Below are 21179 nucleotides of genomic sequence, written 5' to 3'. Positions count from 1 at the left end.
CTATTTACCCCTTGGTTCAGCATGCATTTCTTTAAAATATTTTAAGCCTGGTGCCCACATATGCTTGACTGGATCTACATCAGCATGAATAACCGAACAAATCCCGCTTCGGATTGAACGCTCAAGGGCCTCGCGGAATTCAGTTGGATTATTGGCATATTCCCCATGTGCACCCATGCTTTCAGCTAACTGTTGAAAATTGATATTGCCCAGGTCTGTATTAATGCTTTCTTCAGGGCTGAGGGTTTTCTTGATTAAGGTCTTAATTGGCTTCATGGCTATATGCTGATTAATTTTTACCATTCCCCATTGACGGTCGCAAAGAACGATATAGATAATATGCAAGCCATTCCGCACCGCTGTTTCAATCTCTTGTGGATGAAAGCCCATTGCTCCATCTCCAATGATGCAGCAGACAGGTACATCTGGCTTAGCAGCAGCTGCGCCGAGCGCCTGACCGACACCTGCCCCGAGCATCCCGAATTTAAATGTCGAAATGACTGTTCCCGGTTCTCTAACCTTATAATAGAAATTTGTCCAGATGGCTGTATTGCCGCCATCAATAACAAGTGGTGATTCTTTTGGAAATACATCACTGCATATAGCAGGAATATGAGCTGAGTTCATCGGAGTGGCATGATCATTTAGATGTTCGTTAAGCTTATCCCTGTGCTTTTGCTTATCTTCAAGGTATTTGGATAGCAATGCTTCGCGCTGAAGGTAGTTCAATTGATCCTTGAAGGGAAGAAGTCGTTGATATAATTTTTCTAAAAAGATTTTTACATCTGAGAGTATGCTGACCTCAGTTGGCTTATTTGCACCGAGAATAGAAGGATCTAAATCGACTTGAATTACCTTTTGGTTATTGTTCCAGTAAGGTGCTTTTCCCCACCAATCTGTTTCTCCTATCCTTGAGCCTAGCACTAAAAGCACATCTGCTTCATTGCGAACCTTGTTATTAGCTTCAATATGAACCATTGGTAGCATAAGGCGGTTATTCTCTGAAATAGCGCCGCGTCCTGCCCAACTTGTTGTAATCATCGATTGTAATAATTCCGCAACCTTCTCAAGCTCATTGAAGGCGCGTGCATGAATGACTCCACTGCCAGCATGAATAACAGGAAATTTAGCTGATATAAGCAGTTCAACCGTTTCATCTAATTGTTGTTTATTTGGTTCAGGTGGCTGGGTTACACGATATTGGCTAGCCCTCCAAAATGAAAGGTCACATTTCACTTTCGTATTGAGAATATTTTCCGGTATATCAAGATGAACGACTCCTGGGCGTCCTTCGAAACATTTTCTTAAGGCGGTGCGGAGCATTTCTGGAATCCTATCGAATGAAGGAACTGCTTCGCTCCATTTCGCAATCTGGCCAATCACTGCTGTCTGATCAAAGCATTGATAGGTACCTCCACGGTCTGGGTACATGATGCCGGTCCGCCTGGCACTGGTAATCACAAGCACCCGGTTACCTTCTGCCTGCTCGACAACTAGTCCAGGAAGGATATTGGCTACTCCCGGCCCATTGCTGGCCATGCAAACTCCAAGCTTACCAGTTAATCTGGCATAGGCTCCAGCCATGTGGGCTGCGCTAGTCTCATGACGTGGAGAAATCAATTCAATACCATGGTTCTGTAAGTTTGAATAAAATCCAAAATAAGTTCCATCAATGATGCCAAATAATTTTTCAACATTCTCAAGGCTTAACATTTTTGCAATGACTTCGCCGCCACTCATTTCAGCCATAATATTCCTCCTTAATCATTACGATTATATTGATGAATCAAATCAGGGTTCAATACTTGAAATAATTGATGGAAAATATTTTCAATATCCTCTTGAGTTGGAATCCTGCGGTTTGTGTCAATACCATTGCCGCAAAGAGTGAGCGCCGTTAATTCCTTTATCTGTGAGGAACACATTTGATCCATTGGGATGTATGGTCTGCCTGTCTCCCAAATTTGAAACTGGTCGTTATATTGATAGATCAGTTTAAGTATTTTTCTTGCCAGGGCGGATTTGCTTTCATTGGGGTTGTGTCCAATAGCAACGGCCAGTTCTGCATAACGGTCTTCTGCATCTTCAATTCCGAAGTCAATTACAAATGGATGCAGGAGTGCAACACTTAAACCATGGGGGATTTTATATTTTATCCCTAAGGCTCTGCCTGTGGCGTGTGCTAAATTAGTTGATGAATTAGAGAATGCTATTCCAGCATAAAAACTGCCGATAAGTATATCATCATAGGCTTGTTGGTTATTTGTTTTTATGTAAACGTTTGGAAGGGCGTTGGTGATTTTCTTGAAGGCTTGAAGAGCATAGTAGTCTGTTAATTCGGTTGCTTTTGTTGAAACATAAGCTTCCATTGCATGTGTAAGTGCGTCTAATCCTGTATATGCGGAGATGGCCGGAGGTAATTTCTTGGTCCAATAGGAATCTAAAATGACCGCATCCGGTACAAAACTTGGATGAGAGGGATTGCGTTTAATGCCAGTTTCATCGTCAGTAATGACCATAACTTTTGTTGCTTCTGATCCTGAACCAGCTGTGGTTGGTATGACAATCAAGGGAAGACGTTCAATGATGGATTCTTGCTGGATGGTAAGTAAAGTATGCTCTGAATTAATGGCAAAGACGGAAACGGCCTTAGCGAGATCAATCACACTGCCACCACCGATTGCCACAACACCATCACAGCTTTTTGAGAGAGCTGTATGGGTGGTTTTTCTCACCTGACTAAAGGATGGTTCACCTTTGTCGCAAATATAGAGCTGAAACGATATCCCTTCTTTTTCAAGCGTTGAGAAGAGATGTTTTTTCGCATCTTTGTAAAGCTTTACTGAAATCATGATAAAAGCTTTCTTGATTTGCAGCTTTCGAATTGTCTCCATAAGTTGTATTCCACTAAACCCGCCTGTCAAGATTATGGCAGGTTTTAAAATAGATTCGATAAAGATCACTCCTTCAGCTTAATGTATACGCTTACATTAATGCGTGCAGATAGGTTTCTATTATTATATCTAAGGAAGATTATAAAGACTTGAAACTTCAAAAGCAATATTAATTCAGAAAATTTAAATTATTTGATTTTGATAACAAGATAATATTTTAGGATGAAATAAACTATGTCATATTTTTTTCAAGTAAATATCATTGATATTCCTTTAATTCAATAGAGAAAAAAACGTTAATTGTTACTGGAAGAATTACTAGTCAGTAAGTTTAAAAGAGAAAACTTGCTTCATATCATAATCGAAGGAGTAAGTTATATCATTGCCACTTTACTACCAATAGCTTTATTATAAATTTTCCTTGGTGGAAATTAATCCTTCTTTGATTCTTTTCCTATTTTACTAATCACTTTTGTTCCTTATCAATATACAGATTACCAAACATTACATATTATTGAAGTAATTTTCATTTAATGTTTTTCTCAATTTGATACAATATAATTTGATAACGTACTAGATAACGTTTATAGTGGTTATCTACTGCTAATCCTGACTTTCTTCCGGTTAAATGTCGAATTGTCAAAAGGAGAAAATCAAATGAAACCTTTAAAGTTAGTATTCTTCGCAATGATTGCGATTATGATATTTGTTCTTTGGAAAATGTCCCCGACTGAGCAAAAGACTTTTATTACGAATGATCGAATGAAGGAAATCCAGTCAATAGTGGATGACGCAAGTAAAGGTAAAGTCCAGGCCAACTGGCAAAACGTCGCAGCTATTGCAGCTATTGAATATAATATAGACACTGTAGAACCTTATAATATCGAACAAACCACTAATCTGTTTATCGAAAAAGAAGGAAACAAATATAAGCTTAAAAATATTGAAGAAGTAATGGATACTTTAAAATATACAGATGAACAGAAATCTCAGGTGAAATCCTATATAACCTACTTGGATTCATTTAAAAAAGGTAATAAAAGCAATCAATATGAATTTATTGCTGAAATTGAAAGTGCCGCTGTAGATAATTATAAGGAATATGGTATATTGCCTTCCATCACAATTGCGCAGGCTATCCTGGAATCTGAATGGGGGAAATCAGGACTATCTCAGAAGTATAATAACCTATTTGGCATTAAAGGCCATAACTGGGATGGGGCTGTTGCAAGCATGGACACAACGGAATTTCATAATCAAAAAACGAAAAGTTATTTCAGAGCCTATAATTCGATTGATGAGTCAATCGATGATCATGGTGCATTTCTTAAAGAAAATCAACGTTATGAAAAGCATGGCCTTTTTGAGGCTAACACCTATATGGAACAGGCTCAAGCATTGGAAGATGCCGGCTACAGTACGGCTGAGAATGAAAAAGGCGAAAAGATATACAGTAAAATGTTAACTGATATTATTCAGCAATATCAATTACAGCTAATTGATAGCAATGTCACGTCAGATAAATTATAAAAACAAGCGTATGTGTCTACTTTTGCACATACGCTTGTTTTTTATTCTTAATAGGTGATTTTGGATTAACTGCATAGAATTAAATTTCCAACTTTTTTAAATGAGGTTTGCTAAAATAAATGGTAACTGTAAAAGTGACTTAAGTAATTATTTAATGTAAAGATTGGTTGGTGATCATTTGAATACGTATGGAGACGAATTGTTTAAGGGATCTGCTATGTATTATTCAAAATACAGGCCTATGTATCCTTCTGAACTAATTAGATTTCTAGTAGAGAAATTCTCTTTAAATGGAGAGCAGAACCTCCTAGATCTTGGATGTGGAACAGGACACCTCACAATCAGATTTTCTGATTGGTGTAAAAAAATCGTTGGGATTGATACTGAACCAGAAATGATTGAAGAAGCGAAACGTCTACATCAAGAGATTAGAATAGGGCAAATTCAATGGTTTAATGGAACACTAAATCAATATGTACATAATGAACAATATAGCCTCGTGACTATCGCTAAAGCCTTTCATTGGATGGACAGACCAACGATTTTAGAGGAACTTTTTCCAATCATTACGGATGGCGGAGGAGTAGCTATTATAGACAACTATAATCCAAATCAACCACTTACAACATGGCAGGTAAGAATGAATGAAATTATAGAGAAATGGTATGGAACTGATCGAAAAGCTGGAAAGACTACCTATACCCATCCGATTAAAAGTCATGAGGAAGTACTAACTAACTCAAAATTCAATTTAGAGATTCACCAATCACCTACATACGACATCATTTGGAACATTGAATCAATCCTTGGAAACCTATATTCCACCTCTTTCGGTTCAAAACGATTTCTTGAAAATAATGTGGAAAAATTTGAACAGGAGCTTAGAGAAGCCTTGCTAGATGTTTGTCAGTCCGGAGAATATAAAGAAACAGTATCATTGTCTGTAAAGTTAGGCTTAAAGAATTGATAAATAAGGAAGTTATTTCTTTGATGTCCAGCCATAAAGGAGGAGGTAATAGAGTTCATAAAAAGGGTTGGTGTTTATGGTTTTATGTCTCAATCATTCAATGAATAAACCGAGAATTAAATCTAAAATCCTCGGTTTATTTATCATTAAATCCTTTACTTTACTTGTATAAAGGATGTGCTTCGTGCGTTCTTGAGCGTTATTAAAAAGTAAAATAAACCGGGAACCAAAATGATCGTTCCGATTATTAGAAATACCGGCCTTACCCCTAAATCCCAAAATGGAGAGGAGGCAAACAGAATTCCTAATGGCATAGTGAGCCGGAGGAAAAATAATCGAACGGAGCTCAATTGTGCTAAACGTTCTTTTGCTACACCTTTTTGGAACATGGCGGCACTTTGTGCATTAAACAGAGGGAATAATATACCTCCACTTAATTCACACAGCCATGCATAAGGAATAGAATGTGTGAAAAATAATAATATGAAAGATAAGCCTCCCCCCATTAAACCGATGTACATAAACAATGGTGACTTAGGAAGACTCGTTAATATCCATGTGCCAATAACATAACCAACAGGAAAGGCTGCAGAAAAGATCGCATACTCCCAATATTCTCCGTCCAAACTTCCTCTAATAAAAGGCACACTTAGAACCATTGTGACTCCCACGGCAAATTGAACGGTAGAAGAGAGGAGGGTCAATCGGAAAAGACCTGGATATTGAAAAAATATTTTGTACCCTTCCTTCATCTCTTTCCACCAAAATCGCTTTGTCCATGGAGATACGGCCTGTTTGGGATTATCTGGCAGCCGTTTAAGAGATAGAAAGCTTATTAAGAACATGATTGCAGAAAAGACATAGATGAAGTGAATGGGGATGAATAATAAAAATAAGGAGGCAGCTCCCGGTGCGAGAAAGCTCATAAGACGAAGTGTGCCGTCCAATAATGCATTGGCATTTACCAGTTCCTTTTCTTCACAAAGCTCCGGCAGAAGGGAGAAAGAGAGACTTGCGTAAATAGGCTGCATTAAACCCAGTAAGCATTGCAATATGAATAAACCAATAATAGCGCCATTCTCTGAGACCAGAATAAAACCCAATAAAGGAAGTAAATAAGCGAATGAGCGAATCAGTTGTATATTACGCAAAAGTCTTTCTTTAACCATGTAATTTAAAAATGGAGAGCTAATACATTGTAAAATTAACGAAGGGATAAAATAAATCAGCCAAAGTATACCCATCCATTCTTTCGAACCAGTCAATTCATACAGTAGTAATCCATTTACAATTCCACCAGCTGCTCCGCCTAATTCAGAAACAATTTCTCCAATCCAAAGAGCTTTAAACGATTTTGAATAATTTTTCATAAAGGATTACCCAAATAATGAAATAGCTTAGTTGAAAAATCTTTAAGCTGAGCGGCATTGATTGAATAGATTCCTTTATCCGCACGAATAAATTTGGCCGATTTTAAAATGGAAAGCTGATGATGCAGAGTTGTCTTTGAAATTAAAAATTGGACGCTTAATTCCTGCAGGGACCTTGGACCTTTAATCAATTGATGAAGCAGCTTTAAGCGGAGCTCATCCCCAAGCGCTTTATGGCCAGCAATTAATTCCTGTGAAGGTACATTTGATTGCCTAAAATAGTCTTCTTTAACTGGATAGAAGATCAGTTTGGTATCTACTGTTCGAATTTCCAGTATCCATGGCCGATAAGAAACATGAGGGACCATCTTTACAGACCATACGGAAGGTTCCGGTATATAATTCGCTCGGCCGCTTATTTGCTCAATGATCTCGGTGGGATTCTTTTCTTCCAATGATTGATGCTGTTTTTCTTCAAATTCCAGTGCTTTTAACCATTTATTCCATTCCTCGAAGCTTCTTACCCATTGATACCATCCATTTATAATGGTTTGATAGAGGACACATATTTCTTTGAATTGATATTTACCAAGATTAAGAACGTAGTCTCCCAAATAATCATGCTCTGAAAAATGTTTACTATACTCAGTAAACAAATGCTTTTCCTTATAATTAATCGCTGTATTTTTACGTGCTTCTTCACAGACTCGATTTTTATATGGAAGAACGGTTTCGTAAAAAGTATTTGGCGAAATATCAGCCAAAGCATCAAGAAACTCCTGAATAGAAGATGAAGAAAATTTTGCTTGCAGCATTATCAGTCCATACCAAAGGTTTGTATCTTCGATTTCTTTTAAATCCTTAGAAAGAGATATTGGCAACTTGTTTTCGAAAAGAGGACCATATTGCTTCCTGCTCAAAAGTATGCCGCATCTTTTCATGAGTATAGCCAGCAATACCAAGGATAACTTCCCAAACTGGTGAAGATTCTACTTGCATAGATAGCGATTCTATCGATTCAAACGAATAAAGATCCTGCATTTAATCCCCTCCATTTTTTGGATTATATTCAGATTCTAAATTAGTTGAATCATATATTCAATATATTTGGAAAATAAAATTATTTTCCTCTTAATTAATCGATTTAAATATGTGTTATTTCGAGTTGCCGCTAGTAGGAAAATAGACTTCCTTGATGACCAATTTGGTTATATGATTACCACTAGTGAACTTGCATGAACCAATACAGTTTCAGCATTCACCGGAATAAACAACATGTAAAAAGGGATGTAAACAGTTGTTTACATCCCTTAGTCATTAGATTTTCATAACTCCACCTGTACTGGCGGAAGTGACGAGTTTCGAATATCGTGCCAGATAGCCTGTCTTTACCTTTGGCTCAAAACCTTTCCAATTCGCTCTGCGGAGTTCAAATTCCTCGTCTGAAATTTCCAGTTGAATGGTTCGTTTATTCATATCAAGTTCAATGATATCGCCATTTTCAACAAAGGCAATGGGACCGCCTTCAGCAGCTTCAGGTGATATGTGGCCAATGCTGATTCCTCTTGAGGCACCCGAAAAACGTCCGTCTGTAATTAAGCCTACTTTTGCGCCCAATCCTCTTCCGACAATTTGCGAGGTAGGAGCGAGCATTTCCGGCATACCAGGACCGCCTTTTGGGCCTTCATAACGAATGACGACTACATCTCCTTCTTTTACTTTGCCGGTAATAATACCTGATAAAGCATCCTCCTGAGAATCGAAACAAATAGCAGGGCCTCTGTGATAGCCGCCAACTTCGGTATCGACCGCTCCAACTTTAATAATTGAACCATTTGGTGCAAGATTGCCAAACAGTACAGCCAAGCCGCCACGTTCAGAATGTGGATTGCTTAAAGGACGAATTACATCATAATCTAAAATCTCACAGCCCAGCACGTTTTCTCTCAATGTTTGGCCAGAGACAGTTATACATTCTCCGTTTAAAGCACCCGGCTTTTTCAGCAATTCATTAATAATAGCACTGACACCACCGGCATTATGTACATCCTCAATATGATAATCAGATGCCGGCGCTATTTTTGCCAAATGGGGGACTCGGCTGGCAATCTCATTAATACGCTCCATCGGGTATTCGAATCCAGCTTCATGAGCCAATGCGAGAGTATGAAGGACTGTATTCGTTGAACCACCCATGGCCATGTCAAGAGCAAATGCATTATCAATCGTATCGATGGTCACGATATCACGCGGTTTAATGTCTGTTTTAATGAGCTGCATCAGCTGTTTGGCTGATTGTCTGACAAAATCCTTTCTTTCCTCTGCAACGGCAAGGATTGTCCCGTTACCAGGTAAAGCTAAACCTAAGCCTTCCGCTAAGCAATTCATTGAGTTCGCGGTGAACATTCCGGAACATGAACCGCATGTTGGACAGGCGACCTGTTCAAGCTCCTGCAGTCGCTCTTCATCAATTTGTCCGGATTGATAGGCACCGACACCTTCAAAAACGGAAGTGAGGGAGAGGGAGTTGCCATCTTTATCTTTACCAGCTTTCATTGGTCCGCCACTGACGAAAATAGTTGGGATATTGACACGAAGAGCAGCCATCATCATACCAGGTGTGATTTTGTCACAGTTTGGAATACAAACCATTCCATCAAACCAATGCGCTGATACGACTGTTTCAATAGAATCCGCAATAATTTCACGACTCGGCAAAGAATAACGCATGCCGATATGGCCCATAGCAATCCCATCATCGACACCAATAGTATTGAATTCAAACGGAACCCCACCCGCTTCACGGATTGCTTCCTTTACAATCTTTCCGAATTCCTGCAGATGTACATGACCAGGAACGATGTCAATATAGGAATTGCAAACCGCGATGAATGGTTTTCCAAAATCCTCTTCACTTACACCAGCCGCTCTCAGTAAGCTTCTATGTGGAGCGCGATCTATTCCTTTTTTTATCATATTACTACGCATTTCAGTCATGACAATCATCTCCAATTAGGAAAATTTATCTGTATATTTAGAATTATTCAACATTTTAACATTAAATGAAGTAATATCCTATCATAATTGGAAAAGAATTATATTTTTTATATAAATATCGTAAATTGCTGATGTAACTTTCATACTTGTTGAAACTCTCTTCGTTTGAAGACACATTATTTTCATTTTATTGAAAATCAGGGTAAAATAATGCGTATTACTTACATGACGTTTCATAATATGGATAAAAATTCTGACTTGGTAGTAGAACTTCAATCAAGACAGAAAGGATTTGATCGTTTGTTAGATTACAAGTTAATGGTCACTTTATATGAAGGAGACTATGAGAAATGGGTTAACACTGGGATTGCATTAGGGATTGTTTTGCTATTCATCCTTTTTAGGAAGCTAGTTACGAAGTATGTCTTTCAGTTGATATTAAAATTGAGAGAGGATAAGCCAAATGATTTATTTATTCAAGTTTTTAAAAGCTTTGAAAAACCGATCAGTTGGCTGTTTATTATCATTGGTCTGTACATAGGGGTAAAGTACTTTCCATTCATCAATCAACATAATCCTTTTTTCTTAAAATTATTGCGTTCGATGATTATCTTTTTGATTACCTGGGGATTATTTAATTTGTCCTCACCTTCACAAGGTATTTTATTAAATATTAATGAGAAAATGAATCAAAAAATCGATTTGATCCTCATTCCCTTTATATCCAGAGCCATGAGAGTGATTATCGTAGCCATCAGCATTAGTATTATCGGTCAAGAATTTGATTATGACGTAAATGGATTGGTAGCCGGTCTTGGTTTGGGTGGTTTAGCTTTTGCCTTAGCAGCTAAAGACGCTGTTGGTAATTTAATTGGCGGAATTGTAATCGTCACAGAAAAACCTTTTTCTATCGGTGATTGGATTTTAACATCTAATGTTGAAGGAACTGTGGAGGATATAAACTTTAGAAGTACAAAGGTTCGTACATTCAGCCAGGCGTTAGTGACTGTACCTAATGCTACGCTGGCCAGCGATGCAATCACGAACTGGAGTCGAATGGGAAAACGAAAAATCGATTTTCATTTGGACGTCGCCTACCAAAGGGAGACAGATCAACTTGATAATCTAATAGAGGAGATTAAACATTTGCTGCGCTCACATCAAGGTGTTCATCAGGACACCATTGTCGTAGCCTTCGATCAATTTAAAGATCATTATATAAAAATACTAGTTTATTTCTTTACCAATACTACTGCCTGGGAAGAACATGTCCAAATTAAACATCAAATCAATTTAAGTATCATGCAGCTGTTAGAAAAAGAGGGAATATCTTTGGCAGTGCCTATGCAAAAAGTTTCTGTTGATCCTGAGTTTTCATTAATAAAAGAAAGATCAAATTAAATCATTTTAATATACCACTGTGAATTAAGTGATTCATAGTGGTATATTTCTTTTATAAAGAGTATTCACTATAACAGTGCTAGAAAACCTTAGATATTAACCATATTTAAAAAAGAGGGAATACATTCTTTGCCACACAAGCCATCTCCAATTTCTCCAGTGTTTTACAATAATCAACTTCTACATTTTCAATAGTTTGATTCATACTCAGAACCATTTCCTTTACAATCGTTGAATCCTTATACCATTCTGTATATTGAGGTGGCGAGTGCGATACATCTTTCCATACATATGAGAGTGAAGGGCTATAAAAGTGAGGAGATCCAGATAGCAGCCTGCATTCTCTTAAACGAACTTTATACTTTTTTCCTGGAAATTCTTCATTTATATCATTAAAAAGATGCGGCCAATAATCCTTTCTTGAGCCTGTATGCGGCGTATTTAATGCCCATTGTTCAATTTTCTTCAAACTTCTATCATTAAATAAACACGTATACAAATCCTTTCCAATTTGAATCCGGCTATCGAGCTGTTCAAAGTGATGGATCGTTTTACCCGCAAAACTGATCTTCGTATTATTTTTCAAATAAGGAAATAAAATTTGATTCATTGATAAATGATCTTGTAGAGAAAATTCAGGTTTTACAAGGACCTGATTATGGATATTGGGTTCTTTTATGAGTGTTTCTTCTAAATGGTTTTGTTCATTTATGATAAGTGCCACCGTTAGAAGAGCTGAATCTTTATATTGCCAAAAGTAAGTCCAAACAGTTTGCATATACGCTGAAACAAATAAATGAGGCAATAAGTAGGCGAGATTCCGACCGTATTTAAGTGATTCTTCATACATGAGTAATTGAGGATAGGCATCATTAAAAATCAACCAATTGCCCCGTTCTAAAAACAAAAAGAATGTTTCAGCTTCCTTTTTCTCCAGCAATCTTGATAAACAAGTACCCTTTAAGTCAGTCATATTCCATCCGGCATTTCTGGAAACCATATGGGCAAGAAATGACCAATGGATCTCTGGATGGTTTTGATAAAAAGAAAGATAGGCTTTAGTCCTGGTAATATTATTCTGATTGGCTAAGCTTGTTTTTTCACGTATCATTCTTAAAATCATTTCATCTTCATGCGTCATTTTGTATATTACTTTCTTTTTTTGATCAAGCATCTTTTTCATTTCAGTTAATGTTCCGGATAGTTCTGTTTTTTTCTTTTTAAACCAGGGAAAGGACATAAATATATCTCCTTCTAATAAAAAATAATTAAAGGTGCTCTATTTTATTCTTTGAAAATTCGGTTTATACACATGCATAAAGCGTTAAGATAGACGATTGCCGCTTGGGAGGAGTAATCTAATAAGCAGCATGAATAGCTTTTACTTTGTCAATAATTTGTTCAGTTTCCGTATGAAAGTGAACATATTAGATATTTCAGTCTGTAGTTTTGTGAAAAAATGTTTGATTGAAAAGAAGTGAGGTTACGACATGAAACAACCAAAGACATCAGAGGAATATACATTAGGAAAAATATTGCTATTCTTTATCCCATTGGCTCTGTCAGCTAGTTTGACTTCGGTATCTCACGTTATTATTAACGGGACACTTAGTCGGGCTGAAGCAGCGGAGGTCATTATATCCAACTATGCAATTGCTTTTTCACTGTTTAGTATTATGGAAAGACCGGCTTTAGTATTCAGACAAACAAGCTCAGCCTTAGCAAAAGGGAAGTCGACCTTCCAGGCTATTTGCTCTTTTTTCATAAAAATCATCGTTTCTTTAATGCTTATTTGTATGTTAGTCGCGTTTTCACCGCTTGGAGAATGGATATTCACTTATTTATTTAATGCTGAACCTGAGAATATGTCAGCTTTAATGAACACCTTTAAGGTTTTAGCTGTTGTGATTTTACTATCAGGCATCCGTACGTTATATCAGGGAATTATGATTAATCATCTTGAAACAAAATGGGTGACCTATGGTGTGATTATTCGCTTGATTGGTATGATTGCAATTGCATTTTATTTCATCCATTATGCGGATTTACTGTCAAGTATAGCCGGAGCCATCATTTTCTTAACCGGTATGTTAATCGAATGTGTAATCAGTATCTGGAGAGGCCATCGTTTAATAAAGACAGAGAACCTGGATGAAGATGATGAACAGCCATTGACCCAAAGAGAGATTGGAAAGTTTTATACGCCATTGGTCTTTTACTTATCTTTTCAAACGCTTGTAACACCTATCATTTATGCTTGTTTAAGCTTCATTGACAATGTAAATCTCGGGATCGCTTCTTTTGCTCTTGCCTTCAGTGTAACGAATTTGATCATCAGCTTTTTTATGTACACCCATCAGGTCGTTCTTCAATTTTATGATACAAACAAAAAAGCGGTCTTTCAGTGTATTGTGATTTTTAGTATAGTTCCTACAACATTATTGCTTATATTATGCTATACACCTGCAGGCTTCTGGTTTATGGATACGATCTTTGGCACAACCGGTACATTGGCTAAAGAGACATTGCAGGTGCTGCAATTCTTTATTATAAAAACCTTTGTTTTTCCTTGGGTGGATTACTTAGGGGGCATTTTAATGCTAAACAAGAAAACAGGAGCGATGTTAAAGCCACAGCTTTATAATCTGATTACGGTTGTAATTATTTTAGTGACATTTGTTGTCCTGTTCCCTTCATTAAATGGAAGAGCGGGTGCCATAGCTGCTTCTCTTGGGGAATTGGTTGGCTTAGTATTCGTTTTTATGGTGGTGCAAAAATATAATAAGGACATAGATAAGCAAGCTACTCAAATGGAATCCATGTAAGTAAAAGGGAGGTTATTCAGATGAATAATCTCTTTTTTTTTGCAGCTAAAAGACTCATAGCATGAGAAAGAGTGAGGAGAGTAAATATTCTTTGTATCCACCCTATCTGTTATACATATTTCCCCTAAATCATTAGTACTTTTATTACTTTTCTTCCTGTTCTAATTTCTCTAATGCCTATTTTTCAGTTAATGGGTAATTCCTGTCTAGTTAGACCCCTCAATGACGACATATTGCTACCGGTATGACGATATTAAGTACTTACTAAATTAGTAATCTATTTCCTGTAAATGAAGAGTCTAAAGTGATGAAAAGCATCCAGGGAAAAGAAGAATAAAAGGTTATAACTGGAAGAGACAATAATGCGAAATGTCTAAAAATTCGACAAATATAAAGTATCTCGTGGGAATTAATATAAAAAGTTGTAAATGTAAGGCATTTTTAGTTATTATAGTAAATATATAGCGCTTTACTAGTTAGTAATTTCATAAACTAGTAAATATTAACTAACGAAATTTATTGAATTATGTAAATATTCGTTATTTCACCCATGGCTATTATACAGAAAATCCAAAACTAAAGAAGGAGAGAACGTTAATGGCTATAAGCTTACAAAAAGGACAACGAATTGACCTGACAAAAGGTAATGCAAATCTAAATACGATTATGGTTGGTTTAGGTTGGGATCCAGTAAAGAAAAAAGGCGGCTTTTTTAGCAGAAGTGCAGATGTAGACTGTGATGCATCAGTTATTATGCTGACTGCAGATAAATTGCAGAGTAATAAAGATCTTGTTTATTTTGGGAATAAAAAAAGTGCTTGTAGTTCTGTTATTCATTCAGGAGACAACTTAACTGGGGATGGCGATGGTGATGATGAATCCATTAAAATCAACTTGAAATCTGTTCCAAATACATACAACAAATTAGTTTTTGTCGTAAACATTTATAACTGTGTTCAAAGAAAACAAGACTTTGGCATGATTGAGAATGCTTATATACGTGTTGTGAATCACGATACAGGCGAAGAATTAGTTCGATTTAATTTGTCGGATAATTATGCTGGCTTAACAACATTGATTACAGGTGAAATTTATCGTCACAATTCAGAATGGAAATTTGCTGCTATTGGTGATGGAACGAAAGATAGCAGTCTATCGGAGATATGCAGCAAATACCAATAATAAATATTAATTAAAATACTGGAGGGAAATAAAATGGCAATTTCATTATCAAAAGGACAAAAAGTAGATCTTACAAAAACAAATCCTGGTTTAACAAAAGTAATAGTAGGTTTAGGATGGGACGTAAACAAATATGATGGCGGACATGATTTTGACCTTGATGCATCCGTATTTCTTTTAAATGAAAGCGGAAAAGTATCCGGCGGAGAAGATTTTGTTTTCTATAATAATACAACAGGTGGTGCTGGTTCCGTAACTCACTCTGGTGATAACTTAACTGGAGAAGGTGACGGCGATGATGAACAGGTTAAAATCTCAATCCAAAGTATTCCACAAAGTATACAAAAAGTTGCTTTTGCTGTAACCATCCATGATGCTGATTCCAGAAGTCAAAACTTTGGTATGGTTTCAAACGCTTTCATTCGAATTGTGAACGAAGAAACGAATGAAGAACTGATCAGATATGATTTGGGAGAAGATTTTAGCATTGAAACTGCCGTTGTTGTAGGCGAATTATACCGCCATCAAGGAGAATGGAAATTTAGTGCGATTGGTTCCGGTTACCAAGGCGGTTTAGCTGCTCTTTGCAATGACTATGGATTACAAATAGGATAATACTATTCGTTTATTAAATAGTAATATACGAATTTGAGAGGTGTGATTTTGCACATGGCTATTCAACTCAGTAAAGGTCAACGTATTGACCTGACTAAAAACGATCCAACATTGCAAAAAATTGTTATCGGTTTAGGATGGGATGTAAAAAACTTTGATGGAGGTCAAGATTTTGACTTGGATGCCTCTGCGTTCATCTTAAATGCCCACGGAAAATGCCGTAACGATTTCGATTTCATTTTTTATAATAATCTTCAAAGTACGGATGGTTCCGTTACCCATACCGGAGATAACAGAACGGGAGAAGGGGAAGGCGATGATGAACAAATCAAAATCGATCTTTCTAAAATCCCCGATGATGTGAACAAAATTGCTATTACAGTAACGATTCATGATGCGGAAGTTCGCCGTCAAAATTTTGGACAAGTTACCAACGCTTTTGTACGTCTAGTAAATGAAGATACGGGCGTTGAGGTTTTACGTTATGACCTTGGAGAAGATTTCAGTATTGAAACAGCTGTCGTATTTTGTGAGGTTTATAGACATAACCTTGATTGGAAATTCAATGCGGTTGGTTCCGGTTATCAAGGCGGGTTACATTCATTGGTTAAAGCATATGGCTTAAGCGTTTAAGCATAAATGATTAGTTAGGGGGAATTATTTCTTTCCCCTATTATTTTTAAGATATACAACGGAGGGTTAACACTTTGGAAATTTTAGAACAAATCTTAAGTACGTATGCATTATTTTTTGACTTGGACATGTGGGCGGAAGTATTAACTGATCCTGTAGCATGGGGACTAATTGGGTCCTTAGTAATCATAGAAGGATTATTGTCCGCTGATAATGCCCTTGTTCTGGCTGTTTTAGTAAAGCATCTTCCTGAAAAACAACGAAAAAGAGCACTTATGTATGGGATGTTCGGTGCCTACTTCTTCCGTTTCTTATTTATTGGAATAGGCGTATACCTCGTTAAATTTTGGTTCATTAAAGTTTTAGGTGCTGCGTACTTAGCATGGATCGTAATCCAGCATTTTCGGTCAAAAGCCGGAGATGGCGAAGACGGCGTAAAACAATTTAATAAAAATTCATGGCTTACACGTACAATCGGAATATTCTGGAGCACGGTTGTTTCAGTAGAATTAATGGATATTGCGTTCTCAGTGGATTCTATATTAGCTGCATTTGCAATATCTGATCAAGTATGGGTACTTTTGGTTGGCGGTATGTTAGGAATCCTAATGATGCGTACAGTTGCCGGTGTATTTTTAACATTAATTGAACGCGTACCTGAACTCGAAACTACTGCATTTATACTTATTGGGATTATCTCAGCAAAAATGTTTGCAAGTGTTTTTGGCTTCCATGTATCTCATTATGTATTTTTTGCGATTATCATTGTCGCTTTTCTCGCAACTTTTATCATTCATTATATCAATAAAGGTAAAAATATTGATAAAAACACGGAAATGGCTGCATCTAAAGAGAAATAATTGGATCTGGCTGAGAATTAAAAACGGCTACTGTGTTCGTTAACAGTAGTCTTTATTTTTTATATGAAAGGAGAATAAGGATGCAGCACTTCAGCTATGAATCATCAGTAAAAATGAAAGAGATTTTTTATATGGAACCGGAGCCTTTTACGAAATACACAGATAAAGAGGTTCTTGCTTATGCCCTAGGTGCCACTCTTTATATGCCTGCTATTAAAGCGAATATCGCAAAGGATATCATTAATAAGAAGTATCAAGAACTTACTTCATTAGTGATTGATTTGGAAGACTCAGTGGCTGATTGTATAGTTGTGGATGCTGAAAACAAATTGCTGGAACATCTTTGTACACTATCTGAGCATCTTGAGGAAAACAAAATAAGTATAGATGAACTGCCGCTTATTTTTATAAGAGTACGGGATCCAATCCAAATGAGACGAATAACTAAGCTCATTAACGATTATTTGTACATTCTGACAGGATTTGTTTTTCCAAAATTCAATTATGAAAATGGGAAAGAATTTTTAGCAATCCTGGATGAAATCAATAAAAACAATAGCTTACTATATGGTATGCCTATATTGGAGTCAGCTGAAATTATTTATAAAGAAACCCGAATGGATGCTCTATTAAAAATAAAAGAATTACTGGATTCTTATAAGAGCTATATATTAAACATCCGGATAGGGGCTACTGATTTTTCTGGTTTATTTGGTATACGAAGAAAAGTAGACACAACTATTTATGATGTGTCGGTGATTAGAGATTGTATCACGGATATTATCAATCTATTTACCAGACAAGGTGATGAATATGTAGTTTCCGGGCCAGTTTGGGAGTTCTTCTCAAAAGATAACCGTATCTTAAAACCAACACTGCGTGTATCTCCTTTTCAAAGAAGATATGGTAGCTCCGGTCTAGTAAAGCGGACTGAATTAATCAATGAATATTTAGATGGTTTAATTAACGAAGTCCTCCTGGATAAATTAAATGGAATTAACGGAAAAACCATTATACACCCTACTCATATTAAAGCAGTGCATTCTTTATATACCATTACACATGAAGAATATTTAGATGCCATAAGCATCATAGCGAACCGCGAAGGGGATGCAGGGGTATTAAAAAGCATGTATGAAAACAAAATGAATGAAATGAAACCTCATTATTATTGGGCGAAAAAAATCCTACTCCGAGCCAAGGTATTCGGTGTATATAATGTTGATCAAGATTTTACTAGTTTACTTTTAAATCAAGGATATGATGAACAAATTCTAGAGGTGAAATGAAATGACAGCAACCAGAGTGAATATAAGAGAAGTAACGCACCAAATACTGGATGATTTAACAGTTAGGATCGAAGTCTATGATAATCCATATGATTTCGAAACACATCATTTATTTAAAATGGCGACTCGCATTAATAAGAAACGTAATTTTTTATTCGTAAGTACGGTTTTAGGCAAACATCTGGCTGTTAATCCTAAAATACCTCTACTGGTTGGTCATTTATTATCCCTGCGATATTTAGAAGTCGTCTACGGCAAGAAAGATATGCGTGCAGAGGCAATCGCTGAGGCTATAAAAACTGGTGGAAACATTGAGGAATCCTTGCTTTTAGTTGAAGAAGATCCGATCAAACTGCCAAAGCCACTAACCATTATTGGTTTTGCTGAGACGGCTACAGCATTGGGCCATGCGGTATTTAGTTCCTTTGATAAACATGCAAAATACATACACACAACAAGAGAAAAAATAGCTGAAATCCCTTCAATCATTAATTTTGAAGAAGAACATTCCCATGCCAGCAGCCATTATGTCTATTCAAGCGATCCTGCTTTTTTTGATAACGACCAAGAAATTGTATTAGTGGATGATGAAATAACAACGGGTAAAACAGCAATCAATATTATCCGAAAAATCCATTCTGTTTATCCATCAAAAAAGGTATTTACATTGATATCGATTTTGGATTGGCGCACAGCTGAGCATCGTTCACAATATCAGCAATTAGAAAGAGAATTAGGGGTTACCATACATCCAGTGTCTTTAATGGATGGAACAATCTCGATTAATGGTCAACCTGATTTAAAGCTAGAGGATCAACTTGCTGCTCCTAATCAAACTTCTGAGCAACACGTTTCATATATACCTATCCATCATTATTTTAAAGACCATCACTTTAATCAATTTACTTCTATCAATACTGATGAGTCTCTAAATGCTTCCCCTTATTCACAGGCTACAGGGAGATTTGGTCTGGATATAGAAGAAGAAAGAAGTTTTTCTCCTATTTTTGAAGAGATAGGCGGTATTTTGAAACAGCATCGCAAAGGTAAGAGGACCTTGGTTATAGGTACCGGGGAATTTATGTATATACCTATGATGATTGCTTCGTCCATGGGGAGTGAGGTTTACTTTCAATCTACTACTCGAAGTCCAATATACTCTTTAGAAAAGAGTGATTACCTAATTCATAATAAATTTACATTTGATAGTCCTGAAAATAAAGGGATCGTAAATTACTTATATAATATTGAAATCAATCGCTATGACGAGATATTTATATTTATTGAAAGAAACTCATCTCATGAATCAGTAAATTCCATACTATCCGCATTAAAACAAACCGGGATTAATTTCATTACTGTCATCACTCTAACGGAAATGAATCAGTAAGGAATTCATATCAACCATTTTCTTTCTAATTGGCTAGAACTGTTAGATATCATATATAGTTTCATACTTTTATAGTTATATACTGCTCCACTATACAACCAGGAGGGATTTTATGCTTAAACGAAAACTAATACCGGATCAAATGGGAAGCTACAACGAAGATGATGCCATATTTTTATTAAGAGATATTAGTGATTACGTTTTTGAAACCAAAACGGAAGAAAGAGAAAGTTTGATCCAATCCGGTATACACTATTCGGAAATGCTCCCTGTCGAATATCATCCTCCAAAAGAATATATAAATTTATTTCATGATACATTAAAAAAATATTCAGAGCGTCTAGCTGTGGCTATTGGAACAGTGGCCGAACAGATTATTGAACGTAAAGGAATGGATAACTTAGTTTTAGTCAGCTTAGCAAGAGCTGGAACACCAATTGGAGTGTTGATTAAACGTTATTACGCCTATAAATATCAAATCAATGTTCCTCACTATTCTATATCTATCATTCGCGGCAGAGGCATTGATGAGGCAGCTATTGATTATATTTTTGAGCAGCATTCTCATGCGAACATTCAGGTAATAGACGGCTGGACAGGAAAAGGAGCTATTACGTTTGAATTAGCTGAAGCATGCGAGAAATATAATTCAACTCACTCGAATTATATTGATCCTTCATTGGCCGTGTTAGCCGATCCAGGGCATTGTGTAGATATATATGGAACAAGAGATGACTTTTTAATCCCATCCGCTTGTTTAAACTCTACGGTATCAGGATTAGTAAGTCGTACTGTATTAAACTATGAATTCATGAGCAAGGATGACTTTCATGGTGCAAAGTTTTATAAAGAATTAGCGGATGCAGATTTATCGAATTTTTATGTGGATACGATTAGCGAGGATTTTGGGAAAGTAGAAGAGCAAGTGAAACAATCCTTGGAACAATTACGTCAAGAAGATAAAACACCTACGTGGCTCGGGATGGATTCTATTGAAAGAATTCAAAACATCTACAATATTAGCAATACACATTTTATCAAACCAGGTGTTGGAGAAACAACACGTGTTTTATTGCGAAGAATACCCTGGAAAATCCTAATCAATCCTAATCATTCAAATGATTTATCACATATTTTGTTTTTGGCTAAAGAGCGAAATGTACCGGTTGAGGAATTCAGGGATATGTCCTATACATGCTGCGGAATTATAAAAGAGGTATAAGGAA

At 36.5% G+C, this 21179-nt stretch carries 18 protein-coding genes; 11 read left to right on the top strand and 7 right to left on the bottom strand.

Features of this window, described 5'->3' with window-relative positions:
• Positions 1-1749, bottom strand: a complete 1749-nt coding sequence (locus F7984_RS09505; RefSeq protein WP_140461475.1) for a thiamine pyrophosphate-binding protein — start codon at positions 1747-1749, stop codon at positions 1-3.
• A gap of 11 nt (positions 1750-1760) precedes the next feature.
• A complete protein-coding gene (locus F7984_RS09500; protein WP_140461474.1) occupies positions 1761-2894 on the bottom strand; it encodes an iron-containing alcohol dehydrogenase in 1134 nt (377 codons plus the stop codon).
• 657 nt (positions 2895-3551) lie between these two features.
• On the opposite strand from F7984_RS09500, the gene F7984_RS09495 reads away from it, so the two are divergent.
• Complete coding sequence (locus F7984_RS09495) at positions 3552-4424, top strand: glycoside hydrolase family 73 protein (protein ID WP_140461473.1); 873 nt, start codon at positions 3552-3554, stop codon at positions 4422-4424.
• Positions 4425-4587: 163 nt separating this feature from the next.
• Positions 4588-5391, top strand: a complete 804-nt coding sequence (locus tag F7984_RS09490) for a class I SAM-dependent methyltransferase (protein ID WP_225983698.1) — start codon at positions 4588-4590, stop codon at positions 5389-5391.
• Between the two features lie 155 nt (positions 5392-5546).
• On the opposite strand, the gene F7984_RS09485 is transcribed toward F7984_RS09490, so the two are convergent.
• The 4 genes from F7984_RS09485 to ilvD all read right to left on the bottom strand — a co-directional run bounded on the left by F7984_RS09485 (position 5547) and on the right by ilvD (position 9767).
• Complete coding sequence (locus F7984_RS09485) at positions 5547-6761, bottom strand: MFS transporter (RefSeq protein WP_140461472.1); 1215 nt, start codon at positions 6759-6761, stop codon at positions 5547-5549.
• Complete coding sequence (locus F7984_RS09480; RefSeq protein ID WP_225983697.1) at positions 6758-7642, bottom strand: ArsR/SmtB family transcription factor; 885 nt, start codon at positions 7640-7642, stop codon at positions 6758-6760. Before F7984_RS09480 ends, F7984_RS09485 begins: the two co-directional genes overlap by 4 nt.
• Entirely contained in the window at positions 7623-7802 is a 180-nt protein-coding gene (locus F7984_RS19370; protein WP_225983696.1) for a hypothetical protein, read from the bottom strand. Before F7984_RS19370 ends, F7984_RS09480 begins: the two co-directional genes overlap by 20 nt.
• Positions 7803-8078: 276 nt before the next feature.
• Complete coding sequence (gene ilvD, locus F7984_RS09475) at positions 8079-9767, bottom strand: dihydroxy-acid dehydratase (protein ID WP_192796846.1); 1689 nt, start codon at positions 9765-9767, stop codon at positions 8079-8081.
• 231 nt (positions 9768-9998) lie between these two features.
• Between ilvD and F7984_RS09470 the strand changes: the two genes are divergently transcribed.
• Positions 9999-11159 (top strand): mechanosensitive ion channel family protein, encoded by a 1161-nt coding sequence (locus F7984_RS09470; protein WP_225983695.1) that lies wholly within the window; start codon positions 9999-10001, stop codon positions 11157-11159.
• A gap of 106 nt (positions 11160-11265) precedes the next feature.
• Here F7984_RS09470 and F7984_RS09465 read toward each other — a convergent pair whose 3' ends face one another.
• On the bottom strand, positions 11266-12399 hold the full coding sequence (locus F7984_RS09465; RefSeq protein WP_066103759.1) for a DUF2515 family protein: 1134 nt from the start codon (positions 12397-12399) through the stop codon (positions 11266-11268).
• A gap of 250 nt (positions 12400-12649) precedes the next feature.
• Here F7984_RS09465 and F7984_RS09460 point away from each other — a divergent pair, with 250 nt between their 5' ends.
• The 8 genes from F7984_RS09460 to F7984_RS09425 all read left to right on the top strand — a co-directional run bounded on the left by F7984_RS09460 (position 12650) and on the right by F7984_RS09425 (position 21175).
• Positions 12650-13984: a hypothetical protein gene (locus tag F7984_RS09460; protein WP_066103760.1), complete on the top strand. Its 1335-nt coding sequence runs from the start codon at positions 12650-12652 to the stop codon at positions 13982-13984.
• Positions 13985-14581: 597 nt separating this feature from the next.
• A complete protein-coding gene (locus F7984_RS09455; RefSeq protein WP_066103763.1) occupies positions 14582-15166 on the top strand; it encodes a TerD family protein in 585 nt (194 codons plus the stop codon).
• Between the two features lie 33 nt (positions 15167-15199).
• Complete coding sequence (locus tag F7984_RS09450) at positions 15200-15781, top strand: TerD family protein (RefSeq protein ID WP_066103765.1); 582 nt, start codon at positions 15200-15202, stop codon at positions 15779-15781.
• Positions 15782-15835: 54 nt separating this feature from the next.
• Positions 15836-16414, top strand: coding sequence for a TerD family protein (locus F7984_RS09445; RefSeq protein WP_066103766.1), 579 nt, complete (start codon positions 15836-15838; stop codon positions 16412-16414).
• Positions 16415-16542: 128 nt separating this feature from the next.
• Positions 16543-17274: a TerC family protein gene (locus F7984_RS09440; RefSeq protein WP_375138411.1), complete on the top strand. Its 732-nt coding sequence runs from the start codon at positions 16543-16545 to the stop codon at positions 17272-17274.
• An 80-nt stretch (positions 17275-17354) separates the two neighbouring features.
• Positions 17355-18563 (top strand): HpcH/HpaI aldolase/citrate lyase family protein, encoded by a 1209-nt coding sequence (locus F7984_RS09435; RefSeq protein WP_140461470.1) that lies wholly within the window; start codon positions 17355-17357, stop codon positions 18561-18563.
• Between the two features lies 1 nt (position 18564).
• Positions 18565-19953, top strand: coding sequence for a phosphoribosyltransferase family protein (locus F7984_RS09430; protein ID WP_140461469.1), 1389 nt, complete (start codon positions 18565-18567; stop codon positions 19951-19953).
• A 112-nt stretch (positions 19954-20065) separates the two neighbouring features.
• Positions 20066-21175 carry a cysteine protease StiP family protein gene (locus tag F7984_RS09425; protein WP_139891926.1) on the top strand — a complete coding sequence of 370 codons (1110 nt, stop codon included), beginning with the start codon at positions 20066-20068 and terminating at the stop codon, positions 21173-21175.
• Positions 21176-21179: the final 4 nt, after the last annotated feature.

This window comes from Pradoshia sp. D12 (assembly GCF_008935075.1).
GTDB lineage: Bacteria > Bacillota > Bacilli > Bacillales > Pradoshiaceae > Pradoshia.
The sequence above is the reverse complement of the archived record's forward strand: the minus strand, read 5'-3'. Positions and strand labels throughout refer to the sequence as shown.